General features: G+C 62.6%; 22 protein-coding genes and 1 tRNA gene. 8 read left to right on the top strand and 15 right to left on the bottom strand.

The window, feature by feature from the left end:
- Positions 1 to 9: 9 nt before the first annotated feature.
- The 12 genes from ACQK2M_RS08895 to ACQK2M_RS08840 form a co-directional block, all read right to left on the bottom strand.
- Positions 10 to 693: a 5-formyltetrahydrofolate cyclo-ligase gene (locus ACQK2M_RS08895; RefSeq protein WP_425417493.1), complete on the bottom strand. Its 684-nt coding sequence runs from the start codon at positions 691 to 693 to the stop codon at positions 10 to 12.
- Positions 694 to 778: 85 nt separating this feature from the next.
- Positions 779 to 961: a DNA gyrase inhibitor YacG gene (gene yacG, locus ACQK2M_RS08890; RefSeq protein ID WP_425417492.1), complete on the bottom strand. Its 183-nt coding sequence runs from the start codon at positions 959 to 961 to the stop codon at positions 779 to 781.
- Between the two features lie 7 nt (positions 962 to 968).
- On the bottom strand, positions 969 to 1,595 hold the full coding sequence (locus ACQK2M_RS08885; protein WP_223475718.1) for a Maf-like protein: 627 nt from the start codon (positions 1,593 to 1,595) through the stop codon (positions 969 to 971).
- Between the two features lie 63 nt (positions 1,596 to 1,658).
- Positions 1,659 to 1,877: a translation initiation factor IF-1 gene (gene infA, locus ACQK2M_RS08880; RefSeq protein ID WP_131567658.1), complete on the bottom strand. Its 219-nt coding sequence runs from the start codon at positions 1,875 to 1,877 to the stop codon at positions 1,659 to 1,661.
- A gap of 127 nt (positions 1,878 to 2,004) precedes the next feature.
- Positions 2,005 to 2,496: a UPF0262 family protein gene (locus ACQK2M_RS08875; RefSeq protein ID WP_425417491.1), complete on the bottom strand. Its 492-nt coding sequence runs from the start codon at positions 2,494 to 2,496 to the stop codon at positions 2,005 to 2,007.
- Positions 2,497 to 2,512: 16 nt separating this feature from the next.
- The gene (gene hisD, locus ACQK2M_RS08870; RefSeq protein ID WP_425417490.1) at positions 2,513 to 3,811 is read right to left on the bottom strand and encodes a histidinol dehydrogenase; all 1,299 of its coding nucleotides are present in this window, start codon (positions 3,809 to 3,811) and stop codon (positions 2,513 to 2,515) included.
- A gap of 17 nt (positions 3,812 to 3,828) precedes the next feature.
- Positions 3,829 to 4,272, bottom strand: coding sequence for a DUF2948 family protein (locus ACQK2M_RS08865; RefSeq protein ID WP_425417489.1), 444 nt, complete (start codon positions 4,270 to 4,272; stop codon positions 3,829 to 3,831).
- A gap of 117 nt (positions 4,273 to 4,389) precedes the next feature.
- The gene (gene murA, locus ACQK2M_RS08860) at positions 4,390 to 5,679 is read right to left on the bottom strand and encodes a UDP-N-acetylglucosamine 1-carboxyvinyltransferase (protein WP_425417488.1); all 1,290 of its coding nucleotides are present in this window, start codon (positions 5,677 to 5,679) and stop codon (positions 4,390 to 4,392) included.
- A gap of 119 nt (positions 5,680 to 5,798) precedes the next feature.
- On the bottom strand, positions 5,799 to 6,566 hold the full coding sequence (locus ACQK2M_RS08855; RefSeq protein ID WP_425417487.1) for an ABC transporter permease: 768 nt from the start codon (positions 6,564 to 6,566) through the stop codon (positions 5,799 to 5,801).
- Positions 6,563 to 7,354 (bottom strand): ABC transporter ATP-binding protein, encoded by a 792-nt coding sequence (locus ACQK2M_RS08850; protein WP_223475724.1) that lies wholly within the window; start codon positions 7,352 to 7,354, stop codon positions 6,563 to 6,565. Before ACQK2M_RS08850 ends, ACQK2M_RS08855 begins: the two co-directional genes overlap by 4 nt.
- A 51-nt stretch (positions 7,355 to 7,405) precedes the next feature.
- Entirely contained in the window at positions 7,406 to 8,410 is a 1,005-nt protein-coding gene (locus tag ACQK2M_RS08845; protein ID WP_425417486.1) for an ABC transporter substrate-binding protein, read from the bottom strand.
- Between the two features lie 126 nt (positions 8,411 to 8,536).
- Positions 8,537 to 8,746, bottom strand: a complete 210-nt coding sequence (locus ACQK2M_RS08840) for a hypothetical protein (protein ID WP_425417485.1) — start codon at positions 8,744 to 8,746, stop codon at positions 8,537 to 8,539.
- A 145-nt stretch (positions 8,747 to 8,891) separates the two neighbouring features.
- Here ACQK2M_RS08840 and ACQK2M_RS08835 point away from each other — a divergent pair.
- Together ACQK2M_RS08835 and ACQK2M_RS08830 are read left to right on the top strand one after the other, a co-directional pair.
- Positions 8,892 to 8,966 (top strand) — tRNA-Thr (locus ACQK2M_RS08835).
- 336 nt (positions 8,967 to 9,302) lie between these two features.
- On the top strand, positions 9,303 to 10,115 hold the full coding sequence (locus ACQK2M_RS08830) for an IS5 family transposase (RefSeq protein WP_425416307.1): 813 nt from the start codon (positions 9,303 to 9,305) through the stop codon (positions 10,113 to 10,115).
- Here ACQK2M_RS08830 and ACQK2M_RS08825 read toward each other — a convergent pair.
- Both ACQK2M_RS08825 and ACQK2M_RS08820 read right to left on the bottom strand, forming a co-directional pair.
- Complete coding sequence (locus tag ACQK2M_RS08825) at positions 10,107 to 10,637, bottom strand: hypothetical protein (RefSeq protein WP_425417484.1); 531 nt, start codon at positions 10,635 to 10,637, stop codon at positions 10,107 to 10,109. The genes ACQK2M_RS08830 and ACQK2M_RS08825 overlap by 9 nt on opposite strands.
- The gene (locus ACQK2M_RS08820) at positions 10,637 to 10,912 is read right to left on the bottom strand and encodes a PadR family transcriptional regulator (RefSeq protein WP_425417483.1); all 276 of its coding nucleotides are present in this window, start codon (positions 10,910 to 10,912) and stop codon (positions 10,637 to 10,639) included. Before ACQK2M_RS08820 ends, ACQK2M_RS08825 begins: the two co-directional genes overlap by 1 nt.
- Positions 10,913 to 11,147: 235 nt before the next feature.
- Between ACQK2M_RS08820 and ACQK2M_RS08815 the strand changes: the two genes are divergently transcribed.
- The 4 genes from ACQK2M_RS08815 (at position 11,148) to ACQK2M_RS08800 (ending at position 16,123) form a co-directional block, all read left to right on the top strand.
- Positions 11,148 to 12,094, top strand: a protein-coding gene (locus ACQK2M_RS08815) for an IS630 family transposase (RefSeq protein ID WP_425416454.1) whose coding sequence is annotated in 2 segments (ribosomal slippage) — positions 11,148 to 11,496 and positions 11,496 to 12,094 — 948 coding nt in all. Because the reading frame shifts where the segments join, the coding sequence is not laid out codon by codon here.
- Positions 12,095 to 12,489: 395 nt separating this feature from the next.
- Positions 12,490 to 12,831, top strand: a complete 342-nt coding sequence (locus tag ACQK2M_RS08810) for an efflux RND transporter periplasmic adaptor subunit (protein WP_223475727.1) — start codon at positions 12,490 to 12,492, stop codon at positions 12,829 to 12,831.
- Positions 12,832 to 13,073: 242 nt separating this feature from the next.
- Positions 13,074 to 15,344 (top strand): N-acetylneuraminate synthase family protein, encoded by a 2,271-nt coding sequence (locus ACQK2M_RS08805; protein ID WP_425417482.1) that lies wholly within the window; start codon positions 13,074 to 13,076, stop codon positions 15,342 to 15,344.
- A complete protein-coding gene (locus ACQK2M_RS08800) occupies positions 15,341 to 16,123 on the top strand; it encodes a cytidylyltransferase domain-containing protein (RefSeq protein ID WP_425417481.1) in 783 nt (260 codons plus the stop codon). The genes ACQK2M_RS08805 and ACQK2M_RS08800 overlap by 4 nt, the downstream gene beginning before the upstream one ends.
- 16 nt (positions 16,124 to 16,139) lie before the next feature.
- Here the strand turns inward: ACQK2M_RS08800 and ACQK2M_RS08795 are convergent, their stop codons facing one another.
- The gene (locus ACQK2M_RS08795; RefSeq protein WP_425417480.1) at positions 16,140 to 17,555 is read right to left on the bottom strand and encodes a hypothetical protein; all 1,416 of its coding nucleotides are present in this window, start codon (positions 17,553 to 17,555) and stop codon (positions 16,140 to 16,142) included.
- Positions 17,556 to 18,004: 449 nt separating this feature from the next.
- Here ACQK2M_RS08795 and ACQK2M_RS08790 point away from each other — a divergent pair, with 449 nt between their 5' ends.
- The gene (locus ACQK2M_RS08790) at positions 18,005 to 18,934 is read left to right on the top strand and encodes a transketolase (protein ID WP_425417479.1); all 930 of its coding nucleotides are present in this window, start codon (positions 18,005 to 18,007) and stop codon (positions 18,932 to 18,934) included.
- 1 nt (position 18,935) lies between these two features.
- The gene (locus ACQK2M_RS08785; RefSeq protein ID WP_425417478.1) at positions 18,936 to 19,940 is read left to right on the top strand and encodes a transketolase family protein; all 1,005 of its coding nucleotides are present in this window, start codon (positions 18,936 to 18,938) and stop codon (positions 19,938 to 19,940) included.
- The last annotated feature ends 4 nt before the right edge of the window (positions 19,941 to 19,944 follow it).

Here is a 19,944-nt window from a genome sequence, read left to right as displayed (position 1 = left end):
GCCCGCCCCTCAGCCCGCCTTCGGCATGCGCACGCCCTCGGGCGTGACGATCGCATCCATCGGAACGTCATGCGGCTGCGGGAAGATGGTCGCAATCCGCGCGCAGGCGTAGCCGACACCGATCGCCAGTGGCTTTCGCGCCATCGCGGCAAATGTGCGGTCGAAGAAACCGCCGCCATAGCCGAGGCGAAACAGGTCGTCATCGAAACCGACGACCGGCGCGAGCACGATATCCGGCACGACCTCGCGTCCCGCCTTCGGAACGGGGATGTTCCAGACACCCTTTTCCAGCGCCTCGCCCGGCTTCCAGCTTCGGAAGACGAGCGGTTGTCCCTTGGCGATCACGACGGGAAGAGCAGCCTCGCCGCCTTTCGTCCGGACCCGATCCATCAGCGGCCGCAGATCCGGTTCGCCGCGAAACGGCCAGTAGAAGCTGACGATACGGCCGGACAAATCCCCGGCGAGTTCCGCCACGCGCTCGGCGATCGTCGCGGACCATTGCCGCCGCTCATCCGCCGAACAGGCAAGCCGCGCCGCGATCAGCCGTTCCCGCTCCGCCTTGCGCCGGCGCGCGACGTCCCGACGCTGTTCCGCGTCGACCGGAGTGAAGCCACCGTCATACCCTTCCGCCAGTTCATGCGCCATGCAGGGCGGCGAGGCGAATGTGGCCGGATTGTCGTCATCGTGTTCCATGGCGAACCTCCCGGGGCCAGTGTAGCCCTTCGGGATGGCGCTCCGCCACAATCCGCGCCGGAATCCGGCGCGATCGCGCCCCGCGTCATTCGTCGTCGAGATTGTCCTCGGTCTCGGTCACCGGGATAGCATAAGCGCCCGACAGCCAGCGGTTGAGGTCGATATCCTTGCAGCGCTGCGAGCAGAAGGGATAGGTCTCGCGCTTCGATTCCTTGCCGCATTCCGGGCATTTGCGCTTTGGCCGGAGCGGTTCGATCTTGGCACTCATCGCTCGATCAGGCTCCGCTCTGCTGCCAGCGCAGATGCAGCTTGTAGCCTTCTCCGCCAAGCAGAGCGGAGGTCTCGTAGAGCGGCAGGCCGACGACATTGGTATAGGAGCCGACAAGCCGCACGACGAAGGTCCCGGCAAGGCCCTGAATGGCGTAGCCACCCGCCTTGTCGCGCCATTCGCCCGACGACTGGTAGGCCTCGCGTTCCTCCGAGGAGAGCCGCTTGAAGCGCACCCGCGTCTCGACGATCTTCTGGCGGATCTTGCCTTTCGGCGTGATCAGGCAGAGCCCGGTATAAACCTTGTGGTTTCGGCCGGAGAGCAGGCGAAGGCACTGACGCGCGTCTTCGGCCAGTTCCGCTTTCGGCAGGATCAGCCGGCCGACCGCCACAACCGTGTCGGCGGCAAGCACGAAACAATCGTGATGGCTGTCGTTTTCGCGCAGGTGCTCGAACGCCTTTTCGGCCTTCGTGCGGCTCAGGCGGCGCGCCAGCGATCGCGGATGTTCCGACTTGAGCGGCGTTTCGTCGATATTGGTCGGCAGCAGCCGGTCGGGCTCGATGCCGGCCTGGTTCAGCAGTTCGACCCGCCGGGGCGATCCCGATGCCAGAACAAGTTTCTGTTGCACGCTCATGGTCTCGGAATACCCTGTTCCGCAACGCCGCCGGTCTTGCCGCGCGCGGGCGCCGGACGGACGTTACTTGAAACGATAGGTGATACGGCCCTTGGTAAGGTCGTAGGGTGTCATTTCGACGAGGACCTTGTCGCCGGCGAGCACGCGGATGCGGTTCTTGCGCATCTTGCCAGCCGTGTGGGCAATGATTTCGTGTTCGTTTTCCAGTTTCACGCGGAACGTGGCATTCGGCAGCAATTCCGTCACCACGCCGGGAAATTCAAGAACTTCTTCTTTCGCCATTCGGTCTCTTTTCTTCCAATGCAAAAAAGGCTGGCGTTCGGGCGCAGCCTGTTGTTCGGCCATCTCTTATCGCGTCGATCGGAAACCGACAACCGTTTAATGCCCGCAAACCCCGGAGGTTCCGCGCCTATCCGCGCCAGTGCAGCACGCAGACGAGGGTGAAAAGCCGCCGCGCCGTATCGAAATCCATGTCCAGCTTGCCGGCCAGGCGATCCATCAGCGTCTGCGATCCGTCGTTGTGAACGCCGCGCCGCGCCATGTCGATCGTCTCGATCTGCCCCGGCGTCGACATCTTGATCGCCTCGTAATAGCTGTCGCAGATCATGTAATAATCCTTGATGATCCGCCGGAACGGACCGAGCGCAAGAATATGCGTCGCGACTTTCTCGCCGTCCTCGCGCGTCACGTCGAAGACCAGGCGCCCTTCCATGATCGAGAGCGAAAGCTTGTAGGGACCGCCGGTCTCGTCGCCGACCGGCTGAAACCTGTTTTCCTCCAGCAGGTCGAAGATCGCGACGGCGCGCTCATGCTCGACATCCGGCGTCGACCGCCCGATCGATTCGTCGAGGACGACATCGACCAGTCGCGAATTTGACCCGAATGTTTCGTCGCTCGCCATCGCTGCAACACGATCCTCAGAGATTGAGCCGGATGGAGACCGAGCGGCCATGCGCGTCCAGCCCCTCGGCTTCGGCCAACGCGATCGCCGCCGGCGCCAGTTCGCGCAACTGGTCAGGACCCAGTTGCAGCAACGAGGTCCGCTTGACGAAATCCAGAACCGAAAGCCCGGACGAGAACCGCGCCGAGCGGGCGGTCGGCAGGACGTGGTTCGATCCGCCGACATAGTCTCCGATGACTTCCGGCGTATAGCGTCCGATGAAGATCGCGCCTGCGTTTCGCACCTTTTCGACGGCCGCTTCCGCTGTCTCGAAAGCCAGTTCGAGATGCTCCGGCGCGATCCGGTTGGCGATGGAGAAGGCCGTGTCGCCGTCGATCCGGTCGACTTCGATCACCGCGCCGAAATCGCGCCAGCTCGCCGCCGCCGTCTCGCCGCGCGGCAGTGTCTTCAACTGGTTGTCCACGGCCTCGGCCACCCGCGCGCCAAAATCCGCGTCGTCCGTGATCAGGATCGACTGCGCCGAGGTGTCGTGTTCGGCCTGCGCCAAAAGGTCGGCGGCGATCCAGTCCGGATCGTTCTCGCCATCGGCCATGACCAGCACTTCCGACGGCCCGGCGATCATGTCGATGCCGACCGTGCCGAAAACTCGCCGTTTGGCTGCCGCGACAAAGGCGTTGCCGGGCCCGACAATCTTCGCCACCGGCGCGATCGTTTCCGTGCCATAGGCGAGCGCGGCCACGGCCTGCGCCCCGCCAATCCGGTAGATCTCGCTCACCCCGGCCAGATGCGCGGCGACCAGAACAAGCGGGTTGAGCGTGCCGTTCGGCGACGGCACCACCATCGCGATGCGCTCCACCCCGGCGACAACCGCCGGAATGGCGTTCATCAGCACGGAGCTTGGATAGGACGCGGTGCCGCCCGGCACGTAGAGGCCGACGGCCTCCACCGCGGTCCAGCGCGAGCCGAGTTTCACGCCGATCGGGTCGACATAGACATCGTCCTTCGGCATCTGGCGCTCGTGATGCGAACGGATGCGGTCGCGCGCCAGACGCAGCGCCTCGACCACCGAGGGATCGGCCAACTCAAGCGCCGCCGCGATCTCGTCCTCGCCGACGCACATTGTCGTGGCCGTCAGATCGAGCCGGTCGAATTTGGCGGTGTATTCGATGACAGCCGCGTCGCCGCGTGCGCGAACGTCGTCCAGGATGGCGCGAACCGTCGCATCGACGTCTTCGGACACTTCCCGCTTGGTTGCGAGAAGCGCTTTGAAACGGGATTCGAAATCCGGATCGCCTGATTTGAGAAAGAGCGGCACTTTGGTTCTCCGCCGGGTCAGTTCGCGGGATGGCGCGGTTTGAAACGCGTCTCCCATGCGGCGCCGAGGTCCTCGATCTGCGCCTCGACGCATTCGACGTAGAGCTGGATCAGCGGGCCGTCCGCGAAGACGAGTTCGATGGTTCCGGCCGGCGCGTCGGTTTCGGCGAATTGGATGGCCAGCAGCGACAGCACCTGGTCGGTGTCGTTCCGCTTTATGCCGGATGTGCGAACCTTCAGGACACGCGCAAACGACAGCACCGATTGCCGGCGCTCATAGCTGTCCTTGCCGCCCGATTGCCGTCCTGCCGCGTCCCACGCGAAACGGTTGACGACCAGCGTGAACCGCTTTTCGCGGGGCCGATAGTCCAGTGCTTCGAATTTCGTCACGGAATCCTGAACCTGCGCCGAAACGACGGCGAGGTCTTCCGCATCCAGGGCCATCAGTCTGAGCCGGTCCATCGTCCTTGCAACCAGGGTTTTTCAACAGGCGCGCGCCGCCATATCGCAGTGCTGATACGGCTTTCCATGGTGCAACGCAACCGGACCGGACAGGCGTTTCACGCCTTGTGGCGTCCGTCAGCTCGAAATGCGGTCGATATCCGCGCCGCAGGCCTGCAGCTTGGCTTCAAGCCGCTCGAAACCCCGGTCGAGATGGTAGACGCGATTGACCGTCGTTTCGCCCTGCGCCGCAAGCCCGGCGATCACCAGCGACACCGAGGCCCGCAGGTCGGTCGCCATGACCGGCGCGCCCTTGAGCACCGGCACGCCGTGGATGGTCGCGGTCTGGCCGTCGAGCGAAATATCCGCGCCGAGACGGGCCAGTTCCTGCACATGCATGAAACGGTTCTCGAAAATCGTCTCGGTAATGTGGGAGGTGCCGTTGGCCATGGTCATCAGCCCCATGAGCTGCGCCTGAAGATCCGTCGGGAAGCCCGGATAGGGATCGGTGCGCACATTGACCGGCATCAGCCCGTTGCCGTTGCGATAGACGCGGACGCCCTCTTCCGTGTCCGTGATCTCGATGCCCGCCTCGCGCAGGGCATCCAGCGCGCTTTCCAGAAGGTCCGCCCGCGCTCCTTTCAGCACGACGTCGCCGCCGGTCATACCGACCGCCATCGCATAGGTGCCGGTCTCGATACGGTCCGGGATCACGCGGTGGCGCGCGCCCGACAGCGAGGTGACGCCGGTGATGCGGATTTCATCGGTTCCCGCGCCCTCGATCTTCGCGCCCATCGCGTTCAGGCAATCGGCCAGATTGACGACTTCCGGCTCGCGCGCCGGGTTTTCGATGATCGTGTCACCCTTGGCGAGCGATGCCGCCATCAGCGCCACATGCGTCGCGCCGACCGAAACCTTGGGGAACCGGTAGCGCGTGCCGATCAGGCCGTTCTTCGCCTTGGCGTGAACATAACCATTCTCGATCTCGATATCGGCGCCCAGCGCTTCAAGCGAATCGATGAAGAGATCGACGGGGCGCGTGCCGATGGCGCAGCCGCCCGGCAGCGAAACCCGCGCCTCGCCCATGCGCGCCAGAAGCGGCCCGATCACCCAGAAGCTGGCCCGCATCTTCGAGACGAGTTCGTAGGGCGCGGTGATGTCGACGATGTTGCGCGCCGTGAAATGCACGGTCCGCGCGTAATCCGACGCCTCCGCCTGACGGCGGCCGGTCACGGAATAATCGACTCCATGGTTCGACAGGATGCGGATCAGCGATTCCACATCGGCCAGATGCGGCACGTTTTCCAGCGTCAGCGTGTCGTCGGTGAGCAGGCTCGCGATCATCAGCGGCAAGCTCGCATTCTTGGCTCCGGAAATCGGAATGACGCCGTTGAGCGCATTGCCGCCCCTGATCCTGATCTGGTCCATGTCTGCTGTTCCCAATCCCCTCGGGCGGCTGCCGTCCCCGGGCGGGACGGCACGTCGTGGCCGATTATGCGGTGGCGAGCGTTTAACGCATCGTCATGGCCGCTTCAAGGCGCGGGCCGTCAGGTCGCCGGCCGCTCCGCCCAGCCGGCGAAGATGCGCTCCAGATAGACGACGGCGTAATAAAGAACGATGCCCAGGACGGCGAGCGCGATCAGCACCGCGAACATCAGCGGATAGTTCGAGTTGGTTTGCGCCGACAGGAACAGCGCGCCGAGGCCGCGCCCGTGCGGCGAGACGATCTCTACCAGGTTAGTGCCGATAAAGGCCAGCGTCACCGCCACCTTCAGCGCGCCGAAGAACTCCGGCAGCGTCTTCGGCAGCGCGATCTTGGTGAAGATCGTGTAGCGCGACGCGCCGAGCGAACGCAGGATGTCGCGATATTCCGGCTCCAGTGTCGACAGTCCGATGCCCACCGAAACGGCGATCGGGAAGAACGAGATCATGAAGGCCATCATCACGGTGTTGAAATTGTGCTGCCCGATGAACAGCAGCGCCAGCACCGGCACGAGCGTCGCCTTCGGAATGGCGTTGAAGCCGACCAGCAGCGGATAGAGCGCATCGCGCGCGATCCGCGAAAAGCCCATGACCATGCCGAGCAGGGTGCCGGCGAGAACCGCGATGATGAGGCCGGCGACCGTGCGCCACAGCGTCTGCCAGCTGCCGATCAGGAACAGTTCCCAGAATCGCGAGTAGGCCTTGGGCAGGTCCGAGGGCGAGGCCATCACGTAATCCGGCCAGCCATTGGCCCAGACCAGCAGCTCCCACAGCACGAGGAAGATGACGATGGCGGCAATCGGCACGCCGATCTTGTGCAGGGCGGTTTTCATGCCGCGTCCTCCCCGGCGCGCCCCTGCGCGATGCGAATCTGGTCACGCAGCGTGTGCAGCATGTCGGAACATTCCGGTGTATAGAGCCCGTCGAGCACCCGTTCGCCGGGATATTGCACGTCGAGCACATATTGCGTCGTCGCCGGCCTGCCGGACAGCACGATCACCTGATCGCCGAGAAAGACGCTCTCGCGCAGGTCATGCGTGATCAGCACGCAGGTGAAGGGCTCCTTCTCGCGCAGCTGGTGCATGGTCTGCCACAGATCCTCGCGGGTAAATGCGTCGAGCGCTCCGAAGGGCTCGTCCATGATCAGCACGTCCGGCTTGTGGACGATCGCGCGGCACAGCGATGCGCGCTGGCGCATGCCGCCCGACAGTTCCGACGGGCGCTTGTCCTCGAACCCCTCGAGCCCGACCAGCGTCAGCAATTCGTGCGCGCGGGCTTCGCGGTCCTTCTTCGGCATCGACGGCGCGACGATTTCCAGCGGCAGGATCACATTGTGCAGGATGGTGCGCCATTCCAGCAGCACCGGGTTCTGGAACGCCATGCCGACGGTCTTGCGCGGCCCCTTGACCAGTTCGCCATGCAGCCAGACCTCGCCCTTGTCCGGCTTCATCAGCCCGGCGATCAGGCGCGTCAGCGTGGACTTGCCGCAACCCGACGGCCCCACGACGGCGCAGAACTCGCCCTCCGGCACGGCGATATCGAGATTGTCCAGCACCGGGAGCGGCCCGAGCGGCGTTTTGTAGGCGTGCGTCACGCCCTTGATTTCGATGAGATTGGTCACCCGCGCCCCCAGGGAAGAGTCCGCCCGCCGGATCGGCGGGCGGACAAGGCATTACTGCAGCATGAAGGGCTCTTCCGGCAGGTACGAACTGTCGAAATAGAGCGCTGCATCCGGTTCGTTGACGAACTCGTAGACCGACTTGGTCTGTTCGATCGACTTGGCCATGCGGTCGGCGTCGATGCCGCCGAAGCCGTTTTCCTTGACCCAGTCGGTCAGGACGTTGTCCCTGATCGAGAGCGACAGGCGCTCGGTCTCCAGCGCCTCGTCGGCGGCCGGGTTGCGCGACATCAACGGCTTCACGGCGGCGGCCGGATCTGCGATGGCGTCCTTCCAGCCCATGGCGACGGCCTTGACGAATCCCTTCACGAGTTCCGGGTTCTCCGCCGCGTAATCGGTGTTGACCAGGATCGCGTTACCGTAAAGCGACACGCCGTAATCCGACATCAGCAGCACGGTCTGGTCTTCCATCGGCACGCCCAGACGCATGACGTTGAGCGTCGAGGTGAAGGAATAGCCGGTCACGGCCGCCACCTTGCCTTCGGCGAGCATCGGCTCGCGGGTCGGGAAGCCGACCGGCTCGACAGTGATCTTCGACATGTCGAGATCGTTCTCTGCGGCGAAGATCGGGAACTGCGCCCATGCGCCGTCCGGCGGCGGCGCGCCCAGCACCTTGCCTTCCAGGTCCTTCGGTGTCTCGATGCCCATGTCCTTGCGGCCGACCACCGCGAAGGGCGGCTTGTCGTAGATCATCATGATCGCCGTGACCGGAGCGCCCGGGTTCTGGTCGAGGAAGCGCATCAGCGAATTGATATCGGCGAGGCCGAACGGGAACGCGCCGGTGGCGACTTTCGGAATGGCGTCGAGCGAGCCCTTGCCCTCGGAAATCTCCACCGCGAGGCCTTCGTCGCCGAAATAGCCCTTGTCGATGGCGATCAGATAAGGAGCCGCCGGCCCCTCGAATTTCCAGTCGAGCGCGAACGGAGCCTTCTCCTGCGCGCCGGCCTGCGAAACGGCGGCTGCGAGCAGCGCCGCCGCGATGAACATCTTCTTGAACACGTCAATCTCCCTTGCATCGTGATTGATGCTGCGGCGCACATCGAAGCGCATGATCAAATTTTGATCAAGTGGGAAAATTGTCCAATTATTGCGCGGACATGCCCGGACCGTGTCCGTGGGACGATTTCAGTCGCTTTTTCCACCGCCACCCGGCGCGCCGTCTTCCGGCGACGCCTTTTCGACAGCCCCCCGCCCCGCTGCGTCGATCCCCTCGGCGCGGTCATCCGCACCGCCCGCCCGCTTGGCGCGCGCCTGCGCCTTGCGCCGCGCCAGATTGGCGCGAAGCTGTTTCGCGAGACGGTCCTTCTTCGGATCATTCGGCGGCTTTTGCGTCATCCACCCCGTATGGCGCAAAACGCCGCCCCGGCAAAGCCCCCGCATGGCCCGGAGATGAGGAGCCCGGACAACCGATATTGCCGGTGATTACGCCTTGCACTCGCAAAACGCTTGTGGCAGAAGCCGCTCACGATTTTCCGGATACGCTGCCGTAGCTCAGGGGTAGAGCACTCCCTTGGTAAGGGAGAGGCCGAGAGTTCAAATCTCTCCGGCAGCACCATTCCAACCCATTGAAATTGTTATTGTTTTTCAGTTCTTGTCGCCGCCAGACAAAGCGACCGACATGCTGCAAAGTGCAGCATCGCAGCACAAAATGTCGTGTTACGAATGCCGTTTCCGGACCTGGACCTGTTTTCAGGTCCGCGGACCTACTGGGTCCAGACACCGATCCTCGACCTCAAGCCAGAAACACATCGGGGTCCGGGTCCGCGATAGCGGCTAGCTTCATTCCCCGATTTTGAAAATCTTAGAGGCCGTCCTGAAACTCGGGGCGAGGCTGGATGGCCGGTCCCGAATGTGATTCCAAACGGTTGTCAAAGCCAGTTTGGAGAGCCTCATGTGGACACCGGCCACCCGGCGGCAGCATAGCCGCGATCATCTGCGTTATGGAAGCGATCTGAGTGATGCGGAATGGGAAATTCTCGCCCCTTTCATGCCGGCGCCGGCAAGGACCGGCCGGCCGCGTCAATGGCCGATGCGCGAGATCATGAACGCCATCTTCTATGTGCTGCGGGGTGGCATCGCCTGGCGGCTTCTGCCCAAGGACTTCCCGCCGATGACGACGGTCTATGGCTGGTTCCTGCGCTTCCGCCGCGAAGGTCTGTTCCAGACAATCAATCACCACCTTGTCATGACCGATCGAGAACGGACCGGACGTGAGGCCAGTCCCTCGGCGGCGGTGATCGACAGCCAAAGCGTCAAGACCGTCGAGGCCGGCGGCCCCAGGGGCTTTGACGCTGGCAAGAAGATCAAAGGGCGCAAGCGCCACGCCATGGTCGATACCGATGGCCGGGCCTTGGTCATCCAGGCGCATCCGGCCGACATTCAGGATCGTGACGGTGCCGTCCCGCTGCTCAAGGCGTCACGACGATCCTTCCCTTTCGTCGAAATCACCTTCGCCGACAGCGCCTATGGCGCCCAGAGGGTCAAGGATGCAACATGCATCGCCATCGAGGTGGTCAAGAAGATCGCCAACCAGATCGGCTTCCACGTCCTGCCGCGCCGCTGGGTGGTCGAACGCACATTCGCCTGGATCAGTCGCAACCGACGGCTGGCCAAGGATTTCGAAGGCACCATCGCCTCCGCCGAGGTCTTCCTCTACGCCGCATCCGTCATGCTGCTCACACGACGACTGGCCCGGTCAGCATGAGTTTCGAGTCGGACTCTTAGCAATGGGATGCAGAACTCCTGATGCCGCCCAGACGACCACGGCGAACAGCAGGATGCCATACAGGCGGATCGCGCGGAAACGCGCCAAACCAATTTTTCCGTCACTCAAAGCTTCATAGTACTCTTCTCTTCCATCAAGGATTACCTGTGAGAAGACGTGTTCAAACGCTTTTCGTGTAAATACAAGACGGAACAACCCGACAAGACGGGCTGCTGGTGGACGTGTTACACGCGGCTGCAACAACTTTTCTGCGGCTTCAATACTCAATGATGTGGCTTTGAGTTCCAGCCTAAATTTTTGCGTCATCTTCCGATAAGCCAAATGTTCCGCGCTGGCCTTTTCCAGTTCAGCTTGCGTTAGCGGCCTACCGAATTGTGCTCGGATGTTTTCCTGTATGTTGAACCACACGATCCTTGCTTCGACTCCCGCGCGACTTCTCTCCAAATTTTCGGCCACGATTTTTGATGAATTGTCTGCTCCTTTTTTGTCGCCGAAGGACATCACACCCCTCCCGCCAATTCGCCGGCAGCGAACACTGCGGTTGCGGCATCAGTAGCCTGCATGACACGCTGTCCGAGGGCAGTTATTGAATATAAGCGCCGAGGCATTCCCGGCTCCTTGGGATTGTCTTCGGTCCGCGACCTTACATAGCCCTTGTCAGTCATTCGATCCAACGTGACGTATACCGTTCCCCGCTTCAAGACCGAGGAGGTTTTGACCATTTCTAATCCGTACATCTCCTGCGAACGCAGAAGGTTTAAGATTTCATATTCCATACGCGAGACACGCAAATCTCATCCCTCCATCCATAATGCTTACACAATGTAAGACTCGGATGGAAAAGTATCAAGTCCGCTGGCCTGAACGGCGCAAGAACATGCGCCATGTTTGATACAAAGTAGGTTTCCGGCAACCACTAGAGCGGCACCCGATCTGATTGAATCGGCAGGGATTCCCAAATCAGCGGTTTGATGATTCATGATGTCTGCCGGAGCAAGGAGGCCGGCGGACATGTCCAAGGCTCTGTCGCTCGATCTTCGCACACGTGTTCTCGCCGCTGTCGCCGGCGGTCTCAGCCATCGTCAGGCGGGTGAGCGCTTTGGCGTCAGCGCGGCCAGTGTCAGCCGCTGGCGGACGCGTGAACGCGAACAAGGCGATCCTCGTCCCAAGGCGCTGGGCGGCGATCGACGGTCCGGGCGCATCGACGCCTGCAAGGGATTGATCTTGTCGCTGCTCAAGGAGACGCCCGACATTACCATCCAGGAGATGCGCCAAGCGCTTGCCGCACGCGGCCACGTTTTCGGCTTCGGCACGATCCAACGCTTTTTCAAGCGTCACCGGATCACGCGCAAAAAAAGACCGCGCACGCCAGTGAGCAGGACCGTCCGGACATCCTGAAGCGACGAAGGACGTGGTTCAACGACCAGATCGACCTCGATCCGGCAAGGTTGGTCTTCATCGATGAAACCTGGGCCAAGACGAACATGGCGCGCACCCATGGCCGGGCTCCGCGCGGTGAACGGTTGCGGGTGGGCGTGCCTCATGGCCATTGGAAGACTACGACCTTTGTCGGCGCACTGACGCTGCGGGGCATGATCGCGCCCTTCGTCTTGAACAGGCCGATCAACCGGATCGCTTTCGAGGCCTATGTAGAGCAAGTGCTCGTGCCGGAACTGCGGCATGGCGACATCGTGATCATGGACAACCTCTCCAGCCACAAGGGACCTCGGACCCGCCAGATGATCGAGGCGGCCGGAGCCTCCCTGCTGTTTCTTCCGCCCTACAGCCCAGACTTCAACCCTATCGAGAATGCCTTCTCCAAGCTGAAGGCCATGCTCAGGAAGGCGGCCGAGCGGACCATAGATGACCTGTGGGACAGGATCGGGAGCCTGATCCCGACATTCACGACGCAGGAATGCGCGAACTACTTCGCCGCCGCCGGATACGATGCAGCATGAACGGATTCTGCTCTAGGTAGCGTGAGTTGATCGACAATAAACAGTGCCGGAAGACATGCTGCAAAGTGCAGCACACGCTCTGAAATGCAGCATCGCAGCACACTTTTGTCGGCCTACAAACCTGATTGGATAAACCCGCAGCCCCGTGTAACTGCGATTTCAACGGCTTCTTTGTTGGCCGACAAAGCCGACGCATGTTTTGGTAAGGGAGAGGCCGAGAGTTCGAATCTCTCCGGCAGCACCATTCCAACCCATTGAAATCTGTTGACTATCAAAGACTTACGCTCCGCGTGGCGTCGTGGATCGAGGTCCGATCGATGGCGGAAAAAATCCGTAGTGTCCTCATGCGCGGCGATCGTTGTCACTGACGTCAGTCAGCGGCGCTCGAACGAAAGATGGTGCGCAGCCCGTTCGACGGCGTGGTCACGGAAAGGCTGATGGCCGAAGGCGAACTCTACAACGAACAAGAGCCGATCCTGACGCTCGCCAGCATCGATCCGCTCGATATCGAGACTTTCCTGCCGTCCGAGCAACTGACCGAGGTGGAGCCGGGCGAAACCGTTTCGGTTCTGCTGGAAACAGGTGGCGAGGCCAGCGCCAGGGTGACCGTGATCGACCCGTTCCTCGACGGCGCCACCGGGACATTCGGTGTCAGGCTTACGCTCGACAATCCCGACGGCGCCATCCTCGCCGGCCAGCGCTGCACAGTCGAATTCGGGCCCTCCGCCGGAAACTGACCTCCGGTCTTTGTCCCTTGTCCATCATCGACTGTTCGTGAATGACCGGTCGAAGCCCCCCGGAACATCCCGCCATCGACAACATCGCGGCGAGTGCGTAGTAAGCAGCCGCGTTGTCGATGCCCGAGGCGCGCGACAATCCTGACAAGGGTGCGAGTGCCGGCGGCATTGCCCGGGTCCCGAAGGGGTGAACCGGCGCACCCACCGGTTTAAATGCATATGCGCGGTTACGGCGAAGACGAATGATCATCGACAGAAAAACCTCTCCATTTCTGATCTACAGCGAGGATCCGCTGATCCTCGCCCTGCAGAAGATATCGGAGAACAAGAGCGGCTTCGTCGTCGCGGTTTCGGAGAAGGGCCGTGCGATCGGCGTCCTGACCGACGGCGACGTGCGGCGCTGGCTGTCCAGCGCGGACAAGCTCGACCTGAATGTCCCCGTCGGCCTCGTCGCCAACCGGGAATTCGTCACCCTGCCCGTCACGGCAAGCCCGGAAGAGATAGCGGCAAGGCTGGACAGTCGCGTCCGGGTCATTCCACTGACCGACGAAGCCGGCCACCTGATCGCGATCGCCCGGCAGGGACAGGACCAGTTCCGCATCGGCGCGCGGAAGATCGGCGACGCCGAACCCGCCTATATCATCGCCGAGATCGGCAACAATCATAATGGCGACGTCGAACTGGCGAAGCGGCTGGTCGACATCGCGGTGAGCGCGGGCGCGGATTGCGCCAAGTTCCAGATGCGCGACATGGAGGCCCTCTACGGCTCGGGCCGCGGCACGGCGGGCGCCTCGCACGATCTTGGCGCCCAATACACGCTCGACCTGCTGGCGAAATACAATCTGAGCCGTGACGACATGTTCCGGCTCTTCGATCACTGCCGCGCGGTCGGCATCGAACCGCTTTGCACGCCCTGGGACGAGCCTAGCCTCCATGCGCTGGAGAGCTACGGGCTCGAAGGCTACAAGGTCGCATCGGCCGATCTCACCAATCACGGCTTCCTGACCGTGCTGGCCGAAACCGGAAAGCCGCTGATCTGCTCGACCGGCATGGCGACCGAGATCGAGATCGTCGACACTGTCCGGCTGCTCCGCGCAAACAGCGCGTCCTATGCGCTGCTGCACTGCAATTCGACCTACCCCACGCCCTACAAGGACGTGAATCTGCGATATATTCCCCGTCTGGCGAAGATCGGCGACTGCACGGTCGGCTATTCCGGGCACGAAAGGGGATGGATCGTTCCTCTCGCGGCGATCGCCTTCGGCGCGCGTATCATCGAGAAACACATCTCGGTCGACCGCTCCATGGAAGGCAACGATCACAAGGTGTCGCTCCTGCCGGATGAACTTGCCGAGATGGTTCGCTCCATCCGGGCGATCGAGGAAGCGACCGGCCAGCCCGCCGAGCGCGAACTGACCCAGGGCGAAATGATGAACCGCGAGGTCCTGGCGAAATCGCTCTATGCAAGCAGCGCCATCGAGGCGGGGACCGTCATCACCGACGACCTGATCGAGGTCCGAAGCCCGGGCCAGGGGCTGCAGCCCAACTACCGCGCCGACCTGATCGGCCGCAGGGCGAACCGGGCGATTGCGCCGGGAACGCCGTTCTTCAGGACCGACCTCGAGGACGTCGATGTTTCCGCCCGCGATTTCCATTTCGACAGGCCTTGGGGCATCCCCGTCCGCTGGCACGATTACCGGGAAATCCTGGATGTCTCGAACCCCGACCTCCTCGAGTACCACCTGTCCTACAAGGACATGGAGGAACCGTTGGAAAACTGGTTCGACGACGTTCTAGACATCGACCTGACGGTCCACGCCCCGGAACTGTTCTCCGGCGACCATATCCTCGACCTCGCCTCGGAGGACGAGGCGTATCGGTCCCGCTCGATCCGTGAACTTCAGCGTGTGTGCGACCTCACCCGCAAGCTGGCGGCCTGGCACGGCAAGTCCGGCACTCCGCTCATCATCGCCAATCTCGGCGGCTTCACCACGAGCGGTTTCCGCCCCCTGTCCGAGCGCACCCGCCTTTACGCGCTCATCGAGGAAAGCCTCGCCCAGATCGACGCCACCGGCGTCGAGATCATTCCGCAGACCATGCCGCCCTTTCCCTGGCATTTCGGCGGACAGAGCCATCACAATCTGTTCGTCGATCCGGACGAGATCGCCGACTTCTGCGCCCGCACCGGCATGCGGGTCTGCTTCGACATCTCCCACTCGCAACTCGCCTGCAACCATTTCAAATGGTCGATGATCGACTTCACCCGTAAGGTCGGTCCGCATACGGCGCATCTCCACATCGCCGATGCGAAGGGGATCGACGGCGAAGGCCTGCAGGTGGGCGACGGCACAATGGATCTGAAGCCCATATGCGACGTGCTCAATGAAACCTGCCCCGAGGCGAGCTTCGTCCCCGAGGTCTGGCAGGGCCACAAGAACAATGGCGCCGGCTTCTGGTACGCGCTGAACAAGCTTGAGCCATGGCTCGGCCAATCGGTGGATTCCGGGTCGTGACCGTGCGCATCGTCCCCGATCTGTGCTGGGGGCTCACCCTCGGCCGCGGAGGATCGAGGGGCCTGCCCGGAAAGAATGTCCGGCAACTCGGCGGTCATCCGCTGATCGCCTGGGCCGTTGCGGTCGGGAAACTCGCCGGCGGCGTTGACCGCGTCCTCTGCTCCACCGACGATGCCGAAATCGCGCGGGCCGCCGCCGACGCGGGAGCCGACGTGCCGTTTCGCCGCCCTTCCAGCGCGGCGGGCAGCGCCGCCACGGATATGGACGTTTTCTCTCACCTCATCGAATGGCATACCGAACGCGGCGCCGATCTGCCCGAGTTCTTCGTGCAATTGCGCCCGACGACACCGTTCCGCGAGCCGGAATGGATCGACCGCGCGATTGCCCGGATGAAGGTTGACAGAAGCATCACATGCATGCGCTCCGTCACGCCGACGCCGATCACGCCCTACAAGATGTGGCGCAGCGCCGATGGCGATCGGCTCATGCCCGCGATGGAACTCCCGGGCGTGGACGAGGCCTATAACCTGCCGCGCCAGTCACTGCCGGAAATCCTCTGGCATACGGGCCAGGTCGACGTCATTCGCACCGAGACGCTTCTCGGCGGATCGATGACAGGCGCAAACATTCACGCGCTGCACGTGCCGTTGGAAACGGCGATCGATATCGATGGACCGGACGACTTCCATCTCGCCGAGATCAAGTTCCGCGAAACGATGCCGGCAGCCCTCGGGGAGTATCTCGCAACGGCCGAGCCGGGACGGAACGATTTCGCATAATCGCCGGAGAATGCGCTCAGGCGGACGCAGCGATACCCTTCAGAAGCGTCTCGACACGAAGCCGCGGCATACCGAAGGCGAAGATATCCTCCAGGCGCTCGAATTCGTCCGGAACATATGACAGTTGCTCGACCTTGACCGCGAAATCCAGGACACGCTCCACCGGTTCGCTGTGCGCGAGGAAGTCTTCCACGCCCGAAGCCGCAAGCGCGTCGAACGCCACCGAATTGGGTGCATTGGCATAGGCGGCAGTCCCGAAATGGATCGCCTTGCGGCCGCGAAGAAGCGCCTCGAACCCAGCCGTGCCCGTGATGCACGCCGTGCAGTCGGTCATCTCCTGCAATTCGCGTGAGGGAACATCCAGCCCTACCAGTTGCACCTTCGGGATGCTCGCCAGCCACTTGTAATAATCTTTCGGCCTGAAATTCGTGCTCGCCCGCGTCCCGGCGGAGAACATGCTCGTGTGTTCCTTGACATAGATCGCCGAGCCTTCGGGAAGCGTGTCGGAAAGCGCCTTGACCGCGTGAATCTGGTTCACATAGCGGCCGCCAAGCGGCATCGTGGTCAGTTCGGGCTGATAGTGAAGCGGGAAAAAGACCGAAACCCCGTTGACCGGAGCGCGATCCAGTGGCGTGCAATAGCGTTTGTACCGGCTCTTCAGCAGCCGCTTGAAGATGAACCCGCTCTGCGAGATATCCGCAATCTTCTTCAGCTTTTCCGGCCTGAACGGATGCCCCTCGGTTCTTAGTCTTCTCAGTTTTTTCCTGAAGTTGGGCCGGTATTTCAGATAGCCCGGTTTGTAGGTCCGGGTCCCGTGGATGACCTTGTCCACTTCGGCCTGCGACGCCACGGACAACCTCCCTTCGCTGCTCGCCATGTGCAGGGGAATGATGGACGGTGCGGGCAAACCGTCTTCACCGATGATCGGACCGTCATAGCGCGTTGCGGCGATCCGGGCATGGAAGAACGCGCCGTTCCGGGTCAGTATGATCGGGATATTCTCGTGCAGCGCGATCCGGTACAGCATGTAATCCAGACCGGATTCGGGTTGATTCACGAACATGACGATATCCGGCCGGTGCTTCCCGATGATCTGCTCCGCGCGCGAGAAGTCGTGAAGCGCCCGCGTCATCGTCGCGATGCTCCCCCCTTCATACGGGCCGTACCGGTCGAAAACCGGCAGGTAGGTCGCGGGATCCCCGGCGATCTCGGAGAACCGCTTCAGGTCGAGTTTTTCGTCCCAGGTTATGTCGTATCTGTAGGATGCCCAGGCGTAGTGTTCGGCCTGTTCGAAAGTCTTTCGGATGGTGCCCCGCTGAGAGAGATGCGACGCAATGGCGGGCACTGCGATTTCATACCCATTCAAAGCGTCTCGAAGACGGACGAGCTCTTCGGAAGGCAACATGGCAAAGCTCAGAATTGCATTCTTCATTGATTGTTGCTTCCAACTGGTAGCGAGCCGACTCATCGGCGAGCGGCCTCGTTTCACGGATCAGGAACGCTTGTTAGTGCATAGCCGGCATCGGGTCCATTGGGGCGATGGAAATCGGGAACCGGCAGGCGGCCTTCGCCAAATGCCCATGCGCCAAGCCGCCTCCGGCCAACCCGCCAGAACGTCATGAGTGAAGGAAACCTCCTTCGCCGGGCGAGCTCAGCCAGGCACTGATCGTCACGTTCACGGCCTTGCCGCACGACCCCCGAACACAGGATGATTGCAAAGCGTATGCTGCGTTCGAATTCTGCGATCATCCGCGCCCCGGATCGCGGCTTGAGAAACACAATCCCCTGCACCTGATTTCCACTCTTTATATACAAAAGCCAATCACCTTGACATTTGTATAATCCCCCTCCTATGGTCGGTGACCGAAGGGAGTGAGGCAGGTGGCCAATCGCAAATCGACACAGGACGTCGCGCTGGGCATACGTCGCCGCGTTTTCGAGCATTCGATGCGCAACAATGGTGGCTATCTGAGCCAGGCCTGCTCGGCCGCCGAACAGCTCGCCTTTCTCTACAACGAGGCGCTCAATCTCGGCGATCCGACGCTGCCGGCGATCCCGAAACCCTTCGCGGGCGTTCCGCGCGCGGGCAATGACGAATATGTCACCGGTGCCGGCTACAACGGTCCTTTCGAGCCGCAATATGACCGCCTCTTCATCGCGCCCGCCCATTACGCGCTCGTCGCCTACGCCACCCTGATCGAGACCGGACGCATGGCGCCGGAAGGCCTCGAGATGTTCAACCGGGACGGCTCCTCCGTCGAGATGATCGGCGCGGAACATTCGCCTGGCATGGAAGTCCACAACGGCACACTCGGCATCGGCCTGTCGACAGGGGCTGGCCTCGCCTGGGGCCGCAAGCGCCGCGGCGAAACCGGACAGGTTTGCGTGTTCATGTCGGACGGCGAGGTCCAGGAAGGCCAGACATGGGAAGCCGTACAAGCCGCCGCCCACCACGGCATCGACAATCTCTGGGCCCTGATGGACGTCAACGACCAGCAATGCGACGGCGCGATGGACAGCGTGATGGATGTGCGCGACATCGCCGCCAAGTTCCGGACCTTCGGCGCGGTCTGTGTCGAGGTGGATGCCCACGACCTCGACGCGCTGCGCCAGGCCAAAGCCGAACCGCATGAGGGCCAGCCCCTGATCATATTGGCGCGGTCCTCGCCCACACACGGAATGTCCTTCCTGCAGCGACGCTTCCCCCGTCTTCACTACGTCCGCTTCAAGACGACCGAGGAACGCGACGAAATGAATGCGGCGATCGCCGAAGAACTCGGAATCGAGCCGGTCGAACTGGAGGCGCACTGACATGGTCGAGATGGTCAACCGCCCCTACGCCGGCGCCTTCGAGAAATTTGCCGTCGCCAATCCGGATGTGCTCTGCCTGTCGGCCGATCTGACATCCTCCTGCGAGATCGACGGGTTCCGCGACCGCCATCCGGAGCAGTTCCTGTCGCTCGGCATGGCGGAGCAGAACATGATGAGCTTTGCCGGCGGCCTTGGCCTCGCCGGCTTCAGGCCCTTCCTTCACTCCTTCGGCGTCTTCCTCTACCGCCGCCCTTATGACCAGCTCATGGCGTCGGTCGCCTATCCGCGCCGCAAGGTCCGCCTCATGGGCTTCCTGCCCGGCATCACCACGCCCGGCGGCATGACCCATCAGGCGATCGAGGATGTCGCGGTCATGCGGTCTATTCCGAACATGACGATCCTGGAGACCGGTGACGCGACAGAGGTCGAGAGCATTTGCGAGGCCGCCGATTCCATCGACGGACCGGTCTATTGTCGCGTCCTGCGGGGCTCCGTGCCGCGCCTCTTCGACACGCCCATCGAGGTCGGCCGGATGCGCGAACTGGCGATGGGCGAAGACGTCCTCGTGGTGACCTCCGGTATCGCGACCGAAGAGGCGCTGCGCGCGCGCGACGCCCTGTCCGGCGCGGGCGTCTCGATCCGCCATCTGCACATCAACACCATAAAGCCGTTCGATCCGCAGCCGCTGCTCGATCACATCGCCTCGGTGAAGAAGGGCGTCGTGGTCCTTGAGAACCACGTTATCGACGGCGGCGTCGGTTCGCTCGTCGCCGAGATCATGGCGGAGAACGCCGTCGGCAAACCGCTCGTGCGCCTCGGCCTGCGCGATACCTACGCCCATGGCGGTTCGCGAGCCTACCTGATGAAGCATTACGGGCTCGACGCCGCCGCGCTCGTTGCCGGTATCGAGAAGATCATCGGCGCCAGGACGGGGATTACCGAAGACGCGCTGGCCGTCGCCCGTGTCGATGCGGTCCACTCCGCCGTCAAGGCCGAGGCGCTCTGACGCC

The sequence above is a fragment of the Oricola indica genome (assembly GCF_965227485.1).
In the GTDB taxonomy this organism is placed as follows: Bacteria; Pseudomonadota; Alphaproteobacteria; order Rhizobiales; family Rhizobiaceae; genus Oricola; species Oricola indica.
The sequence above is the reverse complement of the archived record's forward strand: the minus strand, read 5'-3'. Positions and strand labels throughout refer to the sequence as shown.

What these genes read in the sequence shown, in the direction of transcription:
- ACQK2M_RS08830 (WP_425416307.1), top strand. Translation starts at nt 9,303, where the DNA reads ATGTGGACACCGGCCACCCGGCGGCAGCATAGCCGCGATCATCTGCGT.
- yacG (WP_425417492.1), bottom strand. Translation starts at nt 961, where the DNA reads ATGAGTGCCAAGATCGAACCGCTCCGGCCAAAGCGCAAATGCCCGGAA.
- ACQK2M_RS08820 (WP_425417483.1), bottom strand. Translation starts at nt 10,912, where the DNA reads ATGGAATATGAAATCTTAAACCTTCTGCGTTCGCAGGAGATGTACGGA.
- ACQK2M_RS08795 (WP_425417480.1), bottom strand. Translation starts at nt 17,555, where the DNA reads ATGAAGAATGCAATTCTGAGCTTTGCCATGTTGCCTTCCGAAGAGCTC.
- ACQK2M_RS08810 (WP_223475727.1), top strand. Translation starts at nt 12,490, where the DNA reads ATGGTGCGCAGCCCGTTCGACGGCGTGGTCACGGAAAGGCTGATGGCC.
- ACQK2M_RS08865 (WP_425417489.1), bottom strand. Translation starts at nt 4,272, where the DNA reads ATGGACCGGCTCAGACTGATGGCCCTGGATGCGGAAGACCTCGCCGTC.
- ACQK2M_RS08805 (WP_425417482.1), top strand. Translation starts at nt 13,074, where the DNA reads ATGATCATCGACAGAAAAACCTCTCCATTTCTGATCTACAGCGAGGAT.
- ACQK2M_RS08875 (WP_425417491.1), bottom strand. Translation starts at nt 2,496, where the DNA reads ATGGCGAGCGACGAAACATTCGGGTCAAATTCGCGACTGGTCGATGTC.
- infA (WP_131567658.1), bottom strand. Translation starts at nt 1,877, where the DNA reads ATGGCGAAAGAAGAAGTTCTTGAATTTCCCGGCGTGGTGACGGAATTG.
- murA (WP_425417488.1), bottom strand. Translation starts at nt 5,679, where the DNA reads ATGGACCAGATCAGGATCAGGGGCGGCAATGCGCTCAACGGCGTCATT.
- ACQK2M_RS08785 (WP_425417478.1), top strand. Translation starts at nt 18,936, where the DNA reads ATGGTCGAGATGGTCAACCGCCCCTACGCCGGCGCCTTCGAGAAATTT.
- ACQK2M_RS08885 (WP_223475718.1), bottom strand. Translation starts at nt 1,595, where the DNA reads ATGAGCGTGCAACAGAAACTTGTTCTGGCATCGGGATCGCCCCGGCGG.
- ACQK2M_RS08855 (WP_425417487.1), bottom strand. Translation starts at nt 6,566, where the DNA reads ATGAAAACCGCCCTGCACAAGATCGGCGTGCCGATTGCCGCCATCGTC.
- ACQK2M_RS08895 (WP_425417493.1), bottom strand. Translation starts at nt 693, where the DNA reads ATGGAACACGATGACGACAATCCGGCCACATTCGCCTCGCCGCCCTGC.
- ACQK2M_RS08825 (WP_425417484.1), bottom strand. Translation starts at nt 10,637, where the DNA reads ATGTCCTTCGGCGACAAAAAAGGAGCAGACAATTCATCAAAAATCGTG.
- ACQK2M_RS08840 (WP_425417485.1), bottom strand. Translation starts at nt 8,746, where the DNA reads ATGACGCAAAAGCCGCCGAATGATCCGAAGAAGGACCGTCTCGCGAAA.